Genomic DNA, 17,269 nt, shown 5'->3' with positions numbered 1-17,269 from the left:
CGTCTCCATTCTCAATCCTACTCCTGCGCTTCCCGTTTTACCGGACTGCAAAGATACGAATCTTTTTTAATCTTCCAAATCTTTTTCTAAAAAAAGTTCCGGGCTTAAAACCGACCAAACCGTATCTCCTATAATGACAAAAAGGAAATATCTTTTACTCTGTTCCCATAGGATACACCATAAAAAAACAAACCTTCTCTCTTTATATAAAGTAGTTTTTCTTAAAAGTAATCTGCTTATCCAAAAGCTCTTCTGCGCCTGACTGACTTCCTTTCGTTTTTCAGTGGGGCAAAGATAGAGACTTCCTTCTTCTCCCGCAAGTTTATGTAACAAAAAGTTAACATAAAATACCGATTGTGGGTAAATCAAGGGCCTAGGTCACTGGCAGAACAGCCGTTACCCTGGAATTGGAGTTTTCCACAGGGATGCGGATGAGTTATAAGTGATGAGTGATGAGTGATGAATGATGGGTGATGAGTAATGAGTAATGAGTAATGAGTGATGAGTGATGAATGATGGGTAATGAGTGATGGGTAATGGGTAATGAGTAATGGGTGATGAGTGATGAATGATGGTGCGGCAATATGGAGAGACAGCTGATGAACGGTTCCTAAACCTTCAGGGTTTTGAAAACCTTAAAGGTTTGAGCGGGTAAAACAGCAGAAGGGTTGAAATAGGATTTGTTTTGTTTTGTCTCGTTTGTTTATTTGTTTGTTTGTTTGTTTGTTTGTTTGTTTGTTTGTTACCATATGATTTAGTGGGCAGGTGCCGTTACAAAGGATTCGTACGGATGGTAGGTGCCGGGAATGTTCAACCCCTTCAGGGTTGATGGAATGATGATCCTTTCAATCCCGGGCTCCGCCCGGGGCTATGGGTATTCAGCCCCTTCAGGGCTGATGGAGGAAAAGAAGATGAATGATACGGGATGCGGCAGGCGGTATGGATGAGCAGCCGGTGGATGGTTTTAAAGCTTCAGGACGTAAAGCGAAATCAGATGTAATAAATTAGTTGCGATCGGCGGTATGGATAAGTAGCCGGTGGATGGTTACTAAAACCTTAAAGGTTTTGGAAACCTTAAAGGTTTGGCTGGAGACCGCTGTTGTATTTAAAGAATGAGCAGATCAGGACGTATCTAATGCAAGATGGCGGTAAGGAATTTAATGGTGGTATCATATTATATATAGGTATTCTCTATCTTGAAAAATGATATGGATGCTTAATGCCTGTACATCGATGAAATTAAAGACCGGTTCTTTTATGTTTATCTTAATTATGGTCATTATTTATCTTTTATAAATGTACGAAACCGATGTCTTTTAAAGACAGATAGAAGACTGATGGATTTTATAGTGGTTTACAAAAAAATGCCGGCCAGGATATTCCGGGTAAAGCTTGAAGCTGAGACAAAAGCTCATGCTTCCCACCCCTGCCCTAGCCACGATAGAAACGGATACCCCACAGCGGGGCTGGAGGGTTGGAGCGGGTAAGGATTTGGTGAGGGAGGATTGGGAAAAGGGTCGGCGCGAGGAGTATGAGTGGATAGCGTGAAATAGCTCCTGAAAACTAAAAGGCCGGTAAAGTTGAATACGGGAAACCGGAAAACATAACCGGAAAGCGGATGGATGACTACAGACCATGAAGAAACCGGAGCTGGATATCAGGCCCTTTTTGTTATTGGGAAATCTGATGTTGAAGATCTCAAAAGAATAGATGGAAGCAAGAAAAGTCTGAGCTGACGAAAAATCTGAATCTTAAGAAAAAACGGGATATCAGAAAAAACGTTTCACGAGCAGTTTAAAAACATAGTATCCGATCAGGCAACCGATGGTGTCGGCCACTACATCGAGCGTTTCCATGGATCTGCCCAGGCCCATTTTTTCCTGAAGGATTTCAGTAAGGAAGGCATAGATAAGAATGATCTGAAAAAAATAAGGAAATCTGATTTTGGGGAAAGCTGCTATCAGACAAAATCCCAAGGCAGCAAAGATACAGAGGTGCAGTACCTTGTCGATGCCATCAAACATAAACCAGTATTCGTGATTTTCTACTCCCGGCCGGAGCAGCATATACGTAAGAAATGCCCAATAAATGGGCAATATCTTACTGAATATATTTGAAATCTTATCCAATGACTTCCTGATAAGCTTCTGCAGAAAGCAATTCTGATTGATCGGCACCATCAGCCACTTCCAGTTTGATGATCCATCCGTTTCCGTAAGGATCGGTGTTCAACAGTTCCGGCTGGTCTTCCAGTTCCGAATTGAATTCAATTACTTTCCCGGCAATCGGCAGAAACAGATCCGAAACGGTTTTTACTGCCTCCACGCTTCCGAAAACAGCGCCGCTTTCCAATTCATCATCTACCGTATCGACATCCACGTATACGATATCTCCAAGTTCACCCTGAGCGAAGTCTGTAATCCCGATGGTTGCTACATTTCCTTCGATCCTGATCCATTCGTGATCTTTCGTGTACTTTAATTCTGATGGTGTGTTCATTTCTAATTTTTTATTTTTACAAATGTATTCAAAATTCCATAAGCTTCAAATATGATATAAAAAAAATGTCCTTCGATTTGAAGGACATTTTTATGTATGGTCTTTTCTTAGAACCCTCCCGAATCCCCGAAGGTGAAGGTGGCAGAGATCCCGGCCCTGATCGTAGACAGCGGGAAGGCTGTGGAGATCTTGTACTTGGACATCATCTGCTCATAGAATACCCTCAGGTTAAGGTTCTGGGAAACGTTGTAATCTGCAGAAACCTTAACATTCATCAGCCGCTGGCCTCCCGTCACCTGTGAATCGTCCAGCAGGATGTTGGTAATGCTGGTTTTGCTATCCCTCAGGGAGAAGTCTCCCCGGATATTCAGGTCGCTGCCTTTCGCTTTCCCTCTTCCGCCTACATTGGTCATTCCCAGCTGGAAATTCCGGATGATGTATCCTATCCTTACCACGTACTCGCTGTTGGAATCTTCCGTTAAGGTATGGTTCACCAATCCGAGCAACAGGGTTCTCAGCCTGTTGTACTGGATCCCGAGCTGGATGTTGTTTCTCATCGTCATATCGACCCCGATCAGCGGCGAGAAGTTTTCCACGTAGCCTACCTGCGCGAAAGTAAACGGATTGATATAATCATCATTGATATCTCTTCCGGTACTGGTAAATGAGTTCAGCCTGTTGAAATAATCGATGCTGGACTGGATCCCGGTCGCCGTGTAGGTAGCCTGATAGGCATGCAGGATATCAAACTTGGAAAACTGTCCGTTGATAATAGGAACATTCCTCAGCCCCGAATAGGTAATTCTCCAGTTCGGAATCGGAAGTCCTGCTTTTCTCGGGTTGCTCATTGCTTTTGTAGTTTTGCCTTCCACGGCTGCCCGGAATGCCGGAATCAGGATATAGGCATTGGAGATTCCATAACCGTCTTTGAATCCGTCGTCCTGCAAAGCACCCGGCATCTGCTGGGACAGGGCCATTGCATTTTGCCGTATGGCCTGATAGACTGCCGTTCCGTCCTGGAAGGCCGTTTTCAGCAGCACCACAGAATTGGTATAGGTAACCAGATCGTTGGCGAAGGTATAATCCGGATTCGGAATTCCGGTAACAGGATCACGATAATTAAATCCGGTATGGGTAAAGTTCCTGTTGTAATTATGGATGGCACTGATGTCAATCCTCAGGTCATTCATCGGCATTACCTGCATATTGGCCCGCAGTTCTCTTGTGGACATCCTTATATAAGGATCGGTCATAAAATCGGAGCCGCTTACCCAGCCGTTTTCCATAACGGCCCTTCTGATATCGGCCTGGGACCCCAGCAGGAATCCTACGGTAGGACCGCCCAGGGTCTGTCCGTATCCGTACCAGTTCGGTGCCGATAATAATCCCGGCAGCACGGTACCGTTATTTTCAGAATAGGTGATGTCCAGCTGTTTGAAAGAGGTAAGCAGATAGGCCATACTTTGCAGCGGCGTCAATCTGTTTCTGAACTTGTATTTTTTATAGGCATACCTGTTTTTTTCCCACGCCTGGGTATACACATTGTTCAGGGAATCTATTTCCTGCTTGCGTTTCTGCAGTTTTGCAGAAATATTTTTGAAGTATTTAAACTGTCCGAAGAACTTGGTAAAGTCCGCGCTTCCCGTTGCCTGGATTACGTTGGTATTCTGGCCAATGGATCCCAAACTTCCTTCCGGACTTGCCAGGAGTACGGTTGACCGCGCATTCCAGTTATAGGTAAATCCGTATCCGAGTTCGGCATCGATGAAATCAAGGTACGGCAGGTATTGGAACGGCAGTTTATAATTCAGCTGTACGCGGTGGTTATACAACACCGGTCTTCCGGCCCTGAATACGTTTCCGAAGATGGCTGTATTGTCCATGGTGTTAACATCCATATTATCATTCAGGGTTCTGGTAGCGGAGTTGATTTCCAGTTTCAGGGATTTGGTAAAATTAAATCCTAACCCATACTGCCATCCGAAATAGAAGTTTCTGTTTTTGATGGCTGCGAAATCATCCGCATAATTACCGCTCAGAATGGCATCGATATTCCGGAACTCCAGTTCATTGTAATTCCTGTCCACTTCGGTTCTGAAGGAGAACCTTGTAGGAATCGGATTCAGGTTGAATTCTTTCACCCATCTCAGGTATTTGGTAGACTTAGCCGTATCGCTGATCATTTTATTGAACGGACGGATCACCCATGGTTTGAAGGTATAGTTATAATCCACATATCCTCTCAGGTACTGCCTGTAATTTCTTTTGGTATAAATATCCCTGAAAAAGTCGTCGTTGTATACGGCGGTTACCGACAGGTTTTCCACATCATAAAATTTAGGTTTCCTGTTCTGGTTTACCCTTTCCTTATGCATGTTCACCACTCCGATGCTCCGCTGCTGCGTATAGGTTCTGGCAACTTTTTTCAGTTCTTCCCGGTTCGCGGCTTTCTTGAATTCAACATCGGTATCCAGCGGATTGTATTTCGGATCTTCAATAGTCTGCGAATACGAATAATTCAGCGGAATTTTCACACCGCTTTTTTCCGGTAAAAGCTTATCTACGTTGATAGCCGTATTGATGCTGAATGCCGATTGGGTAGACTGTGTCCTTTCTGCCGGCTTGGAATCGATGTTCCCGAATCCTACGGAAGTATAGGAAGCACTGGTATTCACTGTAGCGAAATCTCCCAGGTTGAAATTCAGGCTGGCATTCCCGGCATATCCGCCGTCGTTCTCAATTTCGGAAAGCCGGATTTCGTTTACCCACATGATCCTGTCTATAGAAGCAGCCGTACTGGTTCTGGACAATCCGTTTCTTATCCCGATCATGATCGTTGTAATATTTCCAAGGCTTGGACGACCTTTTATATACAGTTTTTTATCGGTAATTCCAGGATCGAATACATCATCCATTATTCTTTTTACAATATCATCAGGCTTATTTTTATCCCTTCTGATCTTGGCATCTACCATATTCTGGATGTCCAGGTCTACTTCATTCTCCATCGGCCAGATTTCCATTGGTGCAGTAGCAGAAATAGGTGTAATCTTTAATGAGGATTCATATTCGTAATAATTGTCGGTAGCATCGCTTCCTAAACGGATGAAGAATTTTGTTTTCGGATCAATCTGTCCTATATTCGTATCTGAAGATCTTGGATCAAGATGAGTATGTACAAAAAGTTTTAGTTTTTTATATCTTCTCATATCCAGTGAAGTATTCTTAAATACTCCTTTTGCCTCCCCTACACCAAGTGAATTTACTTTCAGGTATAATGAAGATTCATTCTGTCTCTGTGCCCCTGCATTTCCGCTCAGGATCTGCCTGTCGATTCCCGGAGGCAATACATAAGGCGGCTGGTTCAGGGCATTCTCCTCAATATTTACGCTTCCTACTTCAAGATTTTCGATCGTGGTATCATTATTTAACCCCTCGTTAGTAGCCGGATCTGCAATAGTATTTGTTCCGAAGACAGCGATATTTTTAGGGTATTTCCTCCAGTCGGACCTTACAAGATCCATGGTAGCAAAACGTAAAGTAGAAGTCTGATCAAAGCCTTTCAATAATAGTCTTGCAAAACGCACATTGTTGAGAATAGTAGGATCAGCATCCCCTGCCGTCTTCACATATTGTGAAACCGGGATCCGGAACAGGTACCATTTTACCTGTTCAGTCTGCCCGTTCTGGAACTGTGCCTGAACGGTTTTTACGTCAACGATATTATTCTGACCCAGGGTAAGGCTTCCCTGATCCAGGTTTACTTCATACTGATTATAGCTTTCCGTTTGATCCAGGTTATAATCCCTGTTGATATCCTCGGCATCCGGCGTCTGGGAAGCCACTTCCAGCGTATTGCTCCTTGAGTTTCCTTCCGGGCCTCTGAAATACTTATACCGCTGTACTACGGAAGCAGCCTGGTTGCCGGTGAACCTGTCAGACATGTAGAAAACAAAATCATCCACGGCAGGGTCAGCTGTATTAGTCACCGGATTCACGAAAGTATTCCCGAATAAAGCGGCTTCCTGATCGGAGCTCAGTCCGTCATACCCTAAGTCCTGGGCTGTCCTTTCTGCTCCTTCGCTTGAGAAAGCATACAGGATCGGCGGCTGCTTCGGCTGTATCCCCCAGTTCGAGTTGGTGGTAACGGAAGGTGCCGAAGGCGTCGGCAACCCGTTTTCATATTGCATCTGTCCATCTTTCAGAACATCTTCAGAAACATTTCCCAGCTGAAGCAAAAGCTTCGGAGCAGTACCCAACACGGTTCCGTCCGCATAAGGATCCATCATCCAGAACTCCACGTATTCGATGTTGGAATTGGTAAAGTTGGATACCGAAATCGGTCTCATGATACCGGCCCAGCGCTGTGCCGTGGTCTCCGGTGTGGCGTTTGAGTTATAAGGGCCTTTTTCAGCCGGATAATAGGAGATGTCAAACGTATTGGTATAGGTCTGCTCGCCGGCAACGAAATCCCGGTTGTTGAAAATTTCCGAGAACTGTACTCTTCTCGAGGCATGATTGGATACAGATTGCGGGGTAATTCCGTTCGGTGCCCGGCCCCCTACGCCCCAGAATCTTGGGTCGATGTTATACCAGGATAGCAAACCTCTTCCATACCCTTCCGAAATAGTATTGTTTTTTCCGGCTCCTGCAAAAAGCGGATCAGACTGGTTCTTTTCAGGTTTAGAGGCAAGGCTCCATGCCGTTGGTTCCTTCAGTGTTATTTTAGAGGTGGTCTGTTCAAAATCATCAATATAGGACTGGTCATTGGTTCCCTTATTCAGTCCTGGAAGCAGATAGGCGGCCTCCATTTTAAAGTTCAGGTTGGACGGCGCCTCCGTATTGACCAACGGGATTTTATCTGTCAGCCTCGTCAGGAAAGGCAGCTGATTGTTGTACATCAGGTTGATTCCGGCCATGGTGTTGTTCACGGCTTCCTGACCGTAATTTACTTTCTGGGTCAGTGGGGATTCGGAATAGTTCACTACCGTTCCACCCAAAATGAAGTTTTCGTTGAATCTTCTTTCCAGGTTCAGCCCCAGAAATCTTTTTCTCTGGGTGTTGAAGGTCAGCTGGTTTTCCAGTGAGATGTTAATGGCCTGGCCGGACTGCTTCACCTGTTCATTGATGATAGTTACCGTACCGAGCATATAATCTACGGTATAGTCAATTCCCTCGGTCAGCTGTACCCCGTTTGCGGAAACTTTTACCGACCCCTGCGGGACGTTAACGGCTCCTAAAGAGATTCCCTGGCCCTGTGTTCCTTTATACCGGCCTTCTATGGTATACCGTTGTGACAAATTCCCGTTTGTTGCCACCTGCTTCTGCTGGCTGTAAAGATCAGAGAATACATACTGCGGATCATTACTGCCGATAACGGACTGGATATAACTTCCGAAGGGCTGCACTTTCGTAAAAATCACTTTTCCGGTTTCCGGGCGGATGGTGATTCCGCTTACAAAGTCGAAAATCCCGTCCCCGGTGGTTGCACCGTTGCTCTGAAGGTCACCGTTGGCATTCAGACGGTCCCAGTTCAGGAGCTTGATCAGCGGCTGACTTCGGATCTGGTCATTGTTGTTTACCGGAAGATAATTTACCTTACCTCCGGACTGCGGGTCACGGTACAGGACATTCAGGATAAACCCGTCCTGGTTTACCTGGCCGGCATCCAGAGAATAGATATTCTTCATCATCAGGTTCCACATCGGCGAAGAAGTTTTTACCGTAGTGTTGGGCTTCAGCAATTTGGTCACCAGTACGGTACTTTCTTCGGAGAACTCCCCTACTTTATATACCTGGTTGCTTCCGTTCACCGTATAGGAGAAGGAAACCCCCAGCAGCTGGTTGTCATTCAGTCTCTGATTTAACGAGATATATCCCAACTGAGGCTGGACGATATATTCATTGGCATTCAGCCTTCTTGCTTTTTTATTGAAGATGAAATGTTCACCATCCTCATAGGTTGCCGTTCCTCCTGTTGCCACCGGAAGATTGGCACCTTTGATGACATTATAGGCAGTACTGGCATCCCTCAGTCCCGGTAACCCGTTTACGGTAGAATACAGGTTAAGGCCGGGCTGGTCATTATTCGGAAGGATGCCCGGAGCATCCCCCAGATCCCGGATCCCTACGATACTTTTCTGGTACTGCAGGTTGCTGTTCCCCTGATCCAGCACCCAGACTTCCATCCGGGTAATGCTGATTTTTGAATTGATCTGAGGATAATTCAGCAACGCATTATCATAACTGTTCAGGAAATACTGGCCGATGAAGTAATGCTGGTTGTCTTCATAATCGATGGCATTCAGCTTGAAGGTGTTCATCACGCCGCCGCCCTGGACGGTAATATTCCGGGCTTCCCCCTGTTGCTGTGAAAGGACAACGGTTCCGTAGGTTTTCCCTAACTGGAACTCCGATTTCACCCCGAACAGCGACTGGGAACCGCGGATCAGACTGGTAGACAACGGCATGTTCACGTTACCGAACTCCACCCGCTTGATGATTTTATCTTCCCCGCCTGCGCTTGGCTTATCAACATCCTGAAGCCCTTTCTGCTGAAGGTCTTTCCAGCTGCCTTTAGCCTGCCATACGAGGTTCATCCGGTTTTCAAAGGCAAAACCGCTCTGGGTATCGTAATTGGCCTTCAGCTGGAGGTTTTCCCCTACTTTCCCTAAGAGCCCGAGCTGAATTCTCTGGTCGATATCAAAGGTAAAGCTGGTCCTGTTCTGCGGCAGGATCAGCGGGTTATCGATCTTCTGGTACAATCCGGCAAAGTCGAAAGAAGCATATCCCGATGGGATGATCTCGATCTTATTGCTTCCGAAAATGGTTTCAAAAAGCCGGTTATTAATCTGCAGGGAAGGAATGAGCCCTTTCCGAGCAGCATCGCTTTTATCTTTACGGAACATCAGGCTGTAGCGGTCTGATTTTTCCTTGTAATAGGCCCTGGTCTGTTCTGCCATCATGAATTCCTTGTAATCCTGCGGAGACATGGCGGTAGGTGGTCCGGTTATTGTATTTCCTACCTTAGGATAAACGAAATACATTCCGGTTTTGATATCGTAGAATGCCTCGTATTGGGTAGGATCTGCCAGCTGATAATCTTTTTTGATGATTGCTGTATCACGGGCCGGCGGTCTCTGCTGTGCAAAAGTAAATGCGGAAACACAGAGAAACGACAGGAACAGAAATAGGTTGAGATACTTATTATTTGCCACCAAATGTTAAATGTTTTTTAAAATTTGTTTTACCAATTCTTCTATCGAAATATCGGAATCCTGTTTCAGAATCCTGTCGGCAAGCTTCTCGCTCATCCGCTTCGGAATTCCCAAAACTTCTAATGCAGATAACGCTTCATCCTTGATTTTATTATTCGCAAACGTAGAAATATTTTCTTCCGGATTGCTGAATTTCTGTACTTTATCCTTGAGATCCACAATGATCCGCTCAGCAGTTTTGGCACCGATTCCTTTAGCTTTCTGGATGAGAGCACTGTTCCGGGAAAGAATGGCCGAAGCGATCTCATCAAGACTGAGGGTGGATAACAGGATGAGGGCGGAAACAGCGCCTACTCCGGTCACACTGATCAGCAGATTAAACATTTCTTTTTCCGAACGGGTATTGAATCCAAAGAGCAGATGAGCATCTTCACGGATGATCTGCTGGATGAATAAAACGGTTTCTTTGTTAGCGGTGAGGGTCTGCGAAGTCATTAAACTTATCCCTACATAGTAACCAACACCCTGGACGTTGATCACTGCGTAGGTAGGCGTAAGTTCCTGAACAATGCCTTGTAGTGAAAATATCATTATTAATTTTTAAAACTCCCAAATATAGCAAATTAAACTAACTAATGTTTTCATTTGTCAGAGGAATGATTTTTAACTTAATTTTTGATGCCGTATTCAATGAATCCTTCAAAATATACAAAACCTGACTTATGGGACAGGTTTTATCATTCAGCAGATGCATAATGCAAACAGATATCAGTAATTGAAAATGAGAAAAGGCTTAACAGCAGGGGAATATAGAATTATTTTAACGGCAATGAAAGAGACAATTACGGTTTTCCGCGCTGGAAATATGATCAGCAATGGTCTGAAACCGGTAACACTTTAATCTGAATTAAAAAACAAAAGACTCCGGAATGGAGTCTTTTGCAATAAATATGAAAGGAATATTATTTCTTGTCTTTCTTCTCTCTCCGCTGCGCATCCAGTACGGCAATGGTGGCCAGGTTGACGATTTCGTCCACGCTGGAACGCATCTGCAGCACGTGCACCGGCTGCTTCAGTCCCATCAGGATCGGGCCGATTACCGGAGCGGTCTTCATTCCCCTGATGATCTTGTAGGAAAGGTTGGCGCTTTCAAGGTTCGGGAATACAAAGGTGTTTGCCGGCGTAGTCCCCAGTTTGGAGAACGGGTAATCGCTGAGGTGGTCGGCATTCATCGCAAAATCCGGCTGGATTTCTCCGTCCACGATCATCTTCGGATATTTTTCATGAAGGATGCTTACTGCTTTGGCCACTTTCTTGGACGTTTCGGAGATGCCGGCAAAGTTTTCAAAGCCCAGCATGGCAATCCTTGGCTCGATGGCAAAGGATTTCACGGTAAACTCAGCCATTTTTGCAATATTCACCAGGTCTTCTGCAGTAGGGTTCTGGTTGATGGAGGTATCGGCGAAGAAAATCGGCTTCTTTTCGGAAAGGATCATCATCATGGCTGCTACCTTATCAACCCCTTTATCTTTTTCAATGATTTCGAGTACAGGCCTCAGCACAGATGCGTAGTTCTTTGAGAACCCGACAATCAGCCCGTCCGTATCTCCGTGCTTCAGCATCAGCGGTCCGAAATAATCACGCTGGCGGACAAATCTTTTGGCTTTGTACTCATTCATCCCTTTTCTCTGGCGGAGTTTCCAAAGGGTTTCCCGGTATCTTTTCCTGTTCTCCTTCTGGTCGTCGTCACTCGGGTCGATGATCGGAATATCCAGTTCAATCCCAAAACGCTCCATCTGCTCTTTTACGTATTTTTTATTTCCTAAAAGGCTCGGGAAGGCAATTCCTTCTTCATAGAGGATCTGGGCGGCTTTGAGAACATTGTATTCTTCGGCATTTCCTAAAGTAATCCTTTTCGGATTGGCTTTGGCCCGGTTCTGCATCATCCTTACCAGTTTTTCATCCCTTCCCATCCTGTCAAGCAGCTGGTTTTCGTACTCTTCGAAATCGGTGATGGTTTTTCTGGCAATCCCGCTTTCTACAGCCGCCTTAGCCACTGCGCTGGACACCTTGGTGATCAGCCGGTTATCAAAAGGCTTCGGAATAAAATATTCCCTTCCGAACTGCAGGTTTTGGATATTGTATGCCAGGATCACCGCTTCGGGTACCGGTTCTTTGGCAAGATCGGCAATGGCTTTTACCGCTGCCAGCTTCATTGCTTCATTGATCCCTTTGGCCTGTACATCCAGGGCACCGCGGAAAATATACGGGAATCCGAGAACGTTGTTTACCTGGTTAGGGTAATCACTTCTTCCGGTAGCCATGATAACATCTTTGCGGGTCTCGAGGGCCAGGTCATAAGCAATTTCCGGATCCGGATTGGCAAGAGCGAAAACAATCGGGTTTTCATTCATGCTCAGCAGCATCTCGGCAGTCATCACATTTCCTTTGGATAAACCTACAAAAACATCCGATCCCTTTACGGCATCTTCCAGGGTTTCAATATCGGTCTGGGCAATAAAGTCCAGTTTTTCCGGGGTCAGGTTTTCCCTTTTATGATTGATTACGCCTTTGCTGTCGCACATCAGCACATTTTCTCTCTTCAGGCCTAAAGAAATGTAGAGGTTGGTACAGGCAATGGCCGCTGCTCCGGCTCCGTTCACCACCATTTTCACCTCTTCGATTTTTTTATTGGCAATCTGCAGTGAGTTCAGAAGTGCGGCGGCCGAGATGATTGCCGTCCCGTGCTGATCGTCATGCATCAGCGGGATATCCAGTTCTTCCTTCAACCGCTGCTCAATATAGAATGCTTCGGGAGCCTTGATGTCTTCCAGGTTGATGCCCCCGAATGTAGGAGCGATCCCTTTTACGATATCAATGAATTTATCAGGGTCCTTTTCGTTGATTTCGATATCGAATACGTTGATGTCGGCAAAAATCTTGAACAGCAGTCCTTTTCCTTCCATAACGGGCTTTGAGGCTTCGGCACCGATATCCCCCAGTCCCAGTACAGCCGTTCCGTTGGAAATGACGGCCACCAGGTTTCCTTTACCCGTATACTCATATACCGTTTCCGGATGGTGATGGATTTCCATACAAGGAACGGCCACCCCCGGAGAATATGCGAGTGACAGATCCCGCTGGGAAGAATGCGGCTTCGAAGGAATCACTTCGATTTTTCCTTTAGGTTCGTTTTTATGGTAATCTAATGCGGCCTGATTAAAGTTCTTTTCGTCGCGTTGGGTTTTGCTTGACATATAGAAAGTTGTTTTATTAAATTTAAAGAATATATTGGATATGGTAGCTGACCAGGCTTTCAATCGGCTTCTGGACAATCTGCCCTACGTTCAGCTGAAGCTCCGCCGCAGCGGCGCGGAGAATCTCCTCATAATAATAGGCAATGGAACCGATAAAATTGATTTCTGCAGCAGCAGCTTCTTTATAAGGCAGCACCTGGTAGTCGAAAAAGTTCAGCATTTCATCGAAAACCATTTTCCGGAGATACGGATGGTCTCTTCTTTCCACTACAAATTTATTGAAATCCGCCAGATAGGCATTCGGCCTTGTGGTATGGTACATGTTTTTCAGGGCTTCCTCCACCGTCAGCTTATACGTTTCTTCAAAAGCCGATGATAAATCCTGCGGAAGCTTCTGCATAAAGAATCTCCTTACCAACTGCTTTCCGATGGCACTTCCGCTCCCTTCGTCTCCTACCAGAAATCCGAGGGAAGGCAACTGTATTTTTATATCCGCACCGTCGAAATAACATGAATTCGAACCGGTTCCCAGAATGCAGACAATGGCGGGTGTTCCCCTGTATGCCGCATAGGCTGCAGCGGTAAGGTCTTCTTTCACGATGATTTCCGCATGGGTGAATACCCGTCCCAGTTCATGGATAATGGTATCACAGTTCTGCTGTACCCCGCATCCGGAACCGTAAAAGTAGATTTTCTTAATGGAATTTTTGAGCGTGGTTAAGCTCGTGTTGCTCTCGATTTCCGGAACGATGAGTTCCCTGCTGATGAAATTCGGATTAAAACCGATGGTTTCCGTTTTCAGGAATACCTTTTTAAAATCGTCCAGAATGACCCAGTCTGATTTTGTAGAACCACTGTCAACAATAGCAACCATATTTTCCATTTTAGTTTAAGGGTGCTAAATTATGAATTTATCTTATAAGATGACCGATTATGGACATGACATATGTGTTGTTTCAGAACATCAGAAGATTAAATCCGGGAGGAGCTGCCGGCTGTGTTTCCGGCCCATCACATAAAATTCCTCTCAATACCTGAAAGGAATTTATGATCCGGAAACGGATTGTCTTTTTATAAAATGTAAGCTGGAACGGTATTAAATGCTTAAAATACAGTTTATGAATTTACTTCAGTCCTTCCATGGCTGAACCGTACCAGCCAGTCTTCGATTTCTTCTTCTAAATAAGAAGTCTGCAGGATCATGGCATCGATAAAGTCATCCGGCACCGGTTGGGTAGGTGAACTTTCAAGATTCCATAATTCATCGGACATATTCTCATATTCCGAATAAACCCGTTTAAAACGCGAATTTTCTCTTTCAAGGGCTTCGATATTTTCCTGCTGGAGCTGGAATTTCCTGTATCTGTTTTGACGTTTCATACAAATGATATTAAAAATTGAATGTGGAAAGATCAGGTTATAAACCTTCAGTGATATATTACAAGATAAAAAAACCATCAATCTAAACAATTGACAATGATCCTATTATCAGGTATAGGTGGCTTCGTTGTGAAAATTAAATTTAGAAATTATTTTCCTGCTAAAAAAATATTTAACATCTTTTTTCAGGGTTTAACATATAGTTATAAATTTGCACATTATATCCCATCGAATGAGAGATTTGCTATTACGCCAGAAACAGGTGCTGTTTTTTATTATCGCCGGAGGGCTGAGCGCTGTCGTGGAAATCGGGAGTTTTAAGTTTTTCAGTACTTCCATCCCCCATTTTTTTCCTCGCGAGACAAATTTTCACGGAATACATTATCCCCTGAGCAATATATTCTCTACCAGCTGTGGCATCATCAGCAATTATTTTCTGAGCATCTGGTTTGTTTTCGAGCGCGGCAAGCATTCCAAGAGAAAGGAATTTGCCTATTTCATGCTCGTTTCGTTTATCTCCACCTTATTAAGCCTTGGTTTCTTCCAGATTTTTTACAGCTATATATTTAAGGATAACATCAATCTGGTTGTCTACACACTTAGTCCTGAGATCATCAGTAAGATTGCGGCCATCCTGCTGGTCTCCATCCTGAACTATTCCATCAAGAAAAAAATAATCTTTAACGGATAAGTTGTGACGAAAATCTTAAACTACCTCTGGAGGATCTGGCTTTTCCTGATTGCATTCGTCTTCACGATTCTTTTCGGGATTCCGGTCTATATCCTTTCCTACAGCAAAAAGCATTACCGCCATGCTTACCGGTTCATCAGGTACTGGAGCTGCTGCATGTTTTACGGGATGGGGCTCCGGTATTCAATGATAAGGCTCTCTGAAGAGAAACCGGATAAAAACCAGCAGTATGTCTTTATTTCCAACCATACCTCCATTATGGATATTATGCTGATGTGTATTCTTTGCAAGGACCACCCCATCTGCTTTGTAGGAAAAAAAGAACTGGTGAAAATTCCTATTTTCGGCACGATTTATAAAAGGATCTGCGTTATGGTGGACCGGAAAAGCGCCCGGAGCAGAGCCGATGTCTACCGCAGATGCGCTGAAAAGATGGAGGAAGGCAACAGCATTGTGATCTTCCCGGAAGGCGGCGTGCCGGATGATACTTCCGTTATACTGGATGAGTTTAAAGACGGGGCCTTTATCCTGTCTTCAAAGCATAATTCGCCTATCGTGGTCTACACTTTTATCGGATTGAAGGAAATGTTCCCGTTCAAAAGTTCCGAAGGCTATCCCGGAAAGGTAAAGGTCTTTTTCAACGGAATCGTAATGCCTTCACAACCAGCAAAGGAACTCAAATTATCATCTTTTGAGACCATAAAAAATACATTGCTGAAATACGATAATTAAAAGAATTAATCTATATTTGTTCACAAATTTTCAACAAATATGTCCAACTATTCTAAACAAACCAATTGGGGCCAGTTTATCCCATTGGTAACTGTCTTTTTCTTCTGGGGATTTATAGCCGCAAGCAATGATATCCTGATCCCGGTTTTTAAGAAAGCCTTCAATTTATCCCAAACCGAAAGTATGCTGGTGCAGATCTGTTTCTACGTAGCCTATACGGTGGGATCATTGATTTATATGGCGATCTCCAAAGGGATCAAACAGGACCTTGTGAATAAGATCGGTTACAAAAACGGACTGATCGTTGGACTTATTATTTCAGCAGTAGGCACCCTGCTCTTCTATCCGGCAGCCAACCTGCAATCTTTCCCGCTGATGATTTCCGGACTGTTTATCGTAGGACTCGGCTTTTCCCTGCAGCAGATTGTAGCCAATCCGTTGGCTATTGAAGTAGGACCTTCCGAAACCGGATCCCAGCGACTGACGATGGCAGGAGGCATCAACAACCTGGGAACCACTATCGGACCACTGATTGTTTCATTTGCCATTTTCGGATCGGCCACGGCAGCAGCCACTGATGTAAGCGTTGAAAGTGTAAAGGTACCTTATCTCATTCTCGGTGTCGCCTTTGTTCTGGTAGCTGTGATGCTGAAATTTTCATCGCTTCCGGCCATTACGCCCACAAATACTGAAAATACGGACGATGCCGTACCAGGTGAACACAGAAAATCAGCCCTCCAGTATCCACAGCTGATCATGGGAATGATTGCCATCTTTGTGTATGTAGGAGTGGAAGTTTCCACAGCAAGTAACCTGCCGGCCTACATGGAAAAAAACCTGGGCTTTGACACCAAAGACGTAGCACCATACATTTCCCTGTATTGGGCTTCCCTGATGATCGGAAGGTGGACCGGTGCCGTAGAAGCTTTTGATGTAAGCGCCGGAACCAAGAAAATCCTGCGTTTCCTGGCTCCTTACCTTGCTTTTGGCGTATTCTTACTGGTAAATGCCATCGCCAAACATGACCTTTCCCATTTCTATGTCTATGGACTGATCATTATTGCCATGATCATCTGCGACATTATGAGTAAAGGCAACCCTGCCAGAATGCTCCTGATTTTCTCAGCTGCCGGTATCCTGGCACTGCTGATCGGCATGTTTACCGAAGGTATGGTTTCCGTATACGCCTTTACCAGTGTCGGCTTATTCTGCTCCACGTTATGGCCATGTATCTTTGCCTTAGCCATCAACGGTCTCGGCAAGCATACCAACCAGGGCTCCGGACTGTTGATCATGATGATTATGGGCGGGGGAATCGTAAGCCTTCTCCAGGGTTATGTAGCCGATCATACCAATATCCAGTTCAGCTATATTGTAGGAGTTATCTGCTTTGCCTATCTTGCTTTCTATGCCATAAGGGTAAGCGGAATCCTGAAATCCCAGGGAATCGACCTGGATAAAATTACAAAAAGCGGTGGTCATTAATTTATCAC

The 17,269-nt window shown here is 44.8% G+C and carries 10 protein-coding genes; 3 read left to right on the top strand and 7 right to left on the bottom strand.

The features are described 5' to 3' along the window. Positions 1-1,769: 1,769 nt before the first annotated feature. The 7 genes from QZ735_RS08520 to QZ735_RS08490 form a co-directional block, all read right to left on the bottom strand. The gene (locus tag QZ735_RS08520; RefSeq protein ID WP_294246892.1) at positions 1,770-2,096 is read right to left on the bottom strand and encodes a VanZ family protein; all 327 of its coding nucleotides are present in this window, start codon (positions 2,094-2,096) and stop codon (positions 1,770-1,772) included. Between the two features lie 25 nt (positions 2,097-2,121). Then, a complete protein-coding gene (gene gcvH / locus QZ735_RS08515; protein ID WP_294246888.1) occupies positions 2,122-2,499 on the bottom strand; it encodes a glycine cleavage system protein GcvH in 378 nt (125 codons plus the stop codon). Positions 2,500-2,606: 107 nt separating this feature from the next. Beyond that, positions 2,607-9,716, bottom strand: a complete 7,110-nt coding sequence (gene sprA / locus QZ735_RS08510; protein WP_294246885.1) for a cell surface protein SprA — start codon at positions 9,714-9,716, stop codon at positions 2,607-2,609. 6 nt (positions 9,717-9,722) lie between these two features. Then, positions 9,723-10,307, bottom strand: coding sequence for a Holliday junction branch migration protein RuvA (ruvA, locus tag QZ735_RS08505; RefSeq protein WP_294246882.1), 585 nt, complete (start codon positions 10,305-10,307; stop codon positions 9,723-9,725). 371 nt (positions 10,308-10,678) lie between these two features. Then, positions 10,679-12,973 (bottom strand): NADP-dependent malic enzyme, encoded by a 2,295-nt coding sequence (locus tag QZ735_RS08500; protein ID WP_294246880.1) that lies wholly within the window; start codon positions 12,971-12,973, stop codon positions 10,679-10,681. 22 nt (positions 12,974-12,995) lie between these two features. After that, positions 12,996-13,847 (bottom strand): ATPase, encoded by an 852-nt coding sequence (locus tag QZ735_RS08495; RefSeq protein WP_294246878.1) that lies wholly within the window; start codon positions 13,845-13,847, stop codon positions 12,996-12,998. A gap of 242 nt (positions 13,848-14,089) precedes the next feature. Further along, positions 14,090-14,353 carry a hypothetical protein gene (locus tag QZ735_RS08490; RefSeq protein WP_294246876.1) on the bottom strand — a complete coding sequence of 88 codons (264 nt, stop codon included), beginning with the start codon at positions 14,351-14,353 and terminating at the stop codon, positions 14,090-14,092. Between the two features lie 232 nt (positions 14,354-14,585). Here QZ735_RS08490 and QZ735_RS08485 point away from each other — a divergent pair, with 232 nt between their 5' ends. Genes QZ735_RS08485 through QZ735_RS08475 form a run of 3 tightly spaced genes read left to right on the top strand, consistent with a single transcriptional unit; the run spans position 14,586 to position 17,261 of the window. Next, positions 14,586-15,044: a GtrA family protein gene (locus tag QZ735_RS08485; RefSeq protein ID WP_294246874.1), complete on the top strand. Its 459-nt coding sequence runs from the start codon at positions 14,586-14,588 to the stop codon at positions 15,042-15,044. Positions 15,045-15,047: 3 nt separating this feature from the next. Then, positions 15,048-15,776, top strand: coding sequence for a 1-acyl-sn-glycerol-3-phosphate acyltransferase (locus QZ735_RS08480; RefSeq protein WP_294246872.1), 729 nt, complete (start codon positions 15,048-15,050; stop codon positions 15,774-15,776). 39 nt (positions 15,777-15,815) lie between these two features. Further along, a complete protein-coding gene (locus QZ735_RS08475; RefSeq protein ID WP_294246869.1) occupies positions 15,816-17,261 on the top strand; it encodes a sugar MFS transporter in 1,446 nt (481 codons plus the stop codon). Positions 17,262-17,269: the final 8 nt, after the last annotated feature.

It is taken from the genome of uncultured Chryseobacterium sp. (genome assembly GCF_913776365.1).
Classification (GTDB): Bacteria; Bacteroidota; Bacteroidia; order Flavobacteriales; family Weeksellaceae; genus Chryseobacterium.
Note: the sequence above shows the minus strand (reverse complement) of the source record. Positions and strands in the feature narration are given on the sequence as shown.

What these genes read in the sequence shown, in the direction of transcription:
- QZ735_RS08475 (WP_294246869.1), top strand. Translation starts at nt 15,816, where the DNA reads ATGTCCAACTATTCTAAACAAACCAATTGGGGCCAGTTTATCCCATTG.
- ruvA (WP_294246882.1), bottom strand. Translation starts at nt 10,307, where the DNA reads ATGATATTTTCACTACAAGGCATTGTTCAGGAACTTACGCCTACCTAC.
- QZ735_RS08495 (WP_294246878.1), bottom strand. Translation starts at nt 13,847, where the DNA reads ATGGTTGCTATTGTTGACAGTGGTTCTACAAAATCAGACTGGGTCATT.
- gcvH (WP_294246888.1), bottom strand. Translation starts at nt 2,499, where the DNA reads ATGAACACACCATCAGAATTAAAGTACACGAAAGATCACGAATGGATC.
- QZ735_RS08485 (WP_294246874.1), top strand. Translation starts at nt 14,586, where the DNA reads ATGAGAGATTTGCTATTACGCCAGAAACAGGTGCTGTTTTTTATTATC.
- QZ735_RS08490 (WP_294246876.1), bottom strand. Translation starts at nt 14,353, where the DNA reads ATGAAACGTCAAAACAGATACAGGAAATTCCAGCTCCAGCAGGAAAAT.
- QZ735_RS08500 (WP_294246880.1), bottom strand. Translation starts at nt 12,973, where the DNA reads ATGTCAAGCAAAACCCAACGCGACGAAAAGAACTTTAATCAGGCCGCA.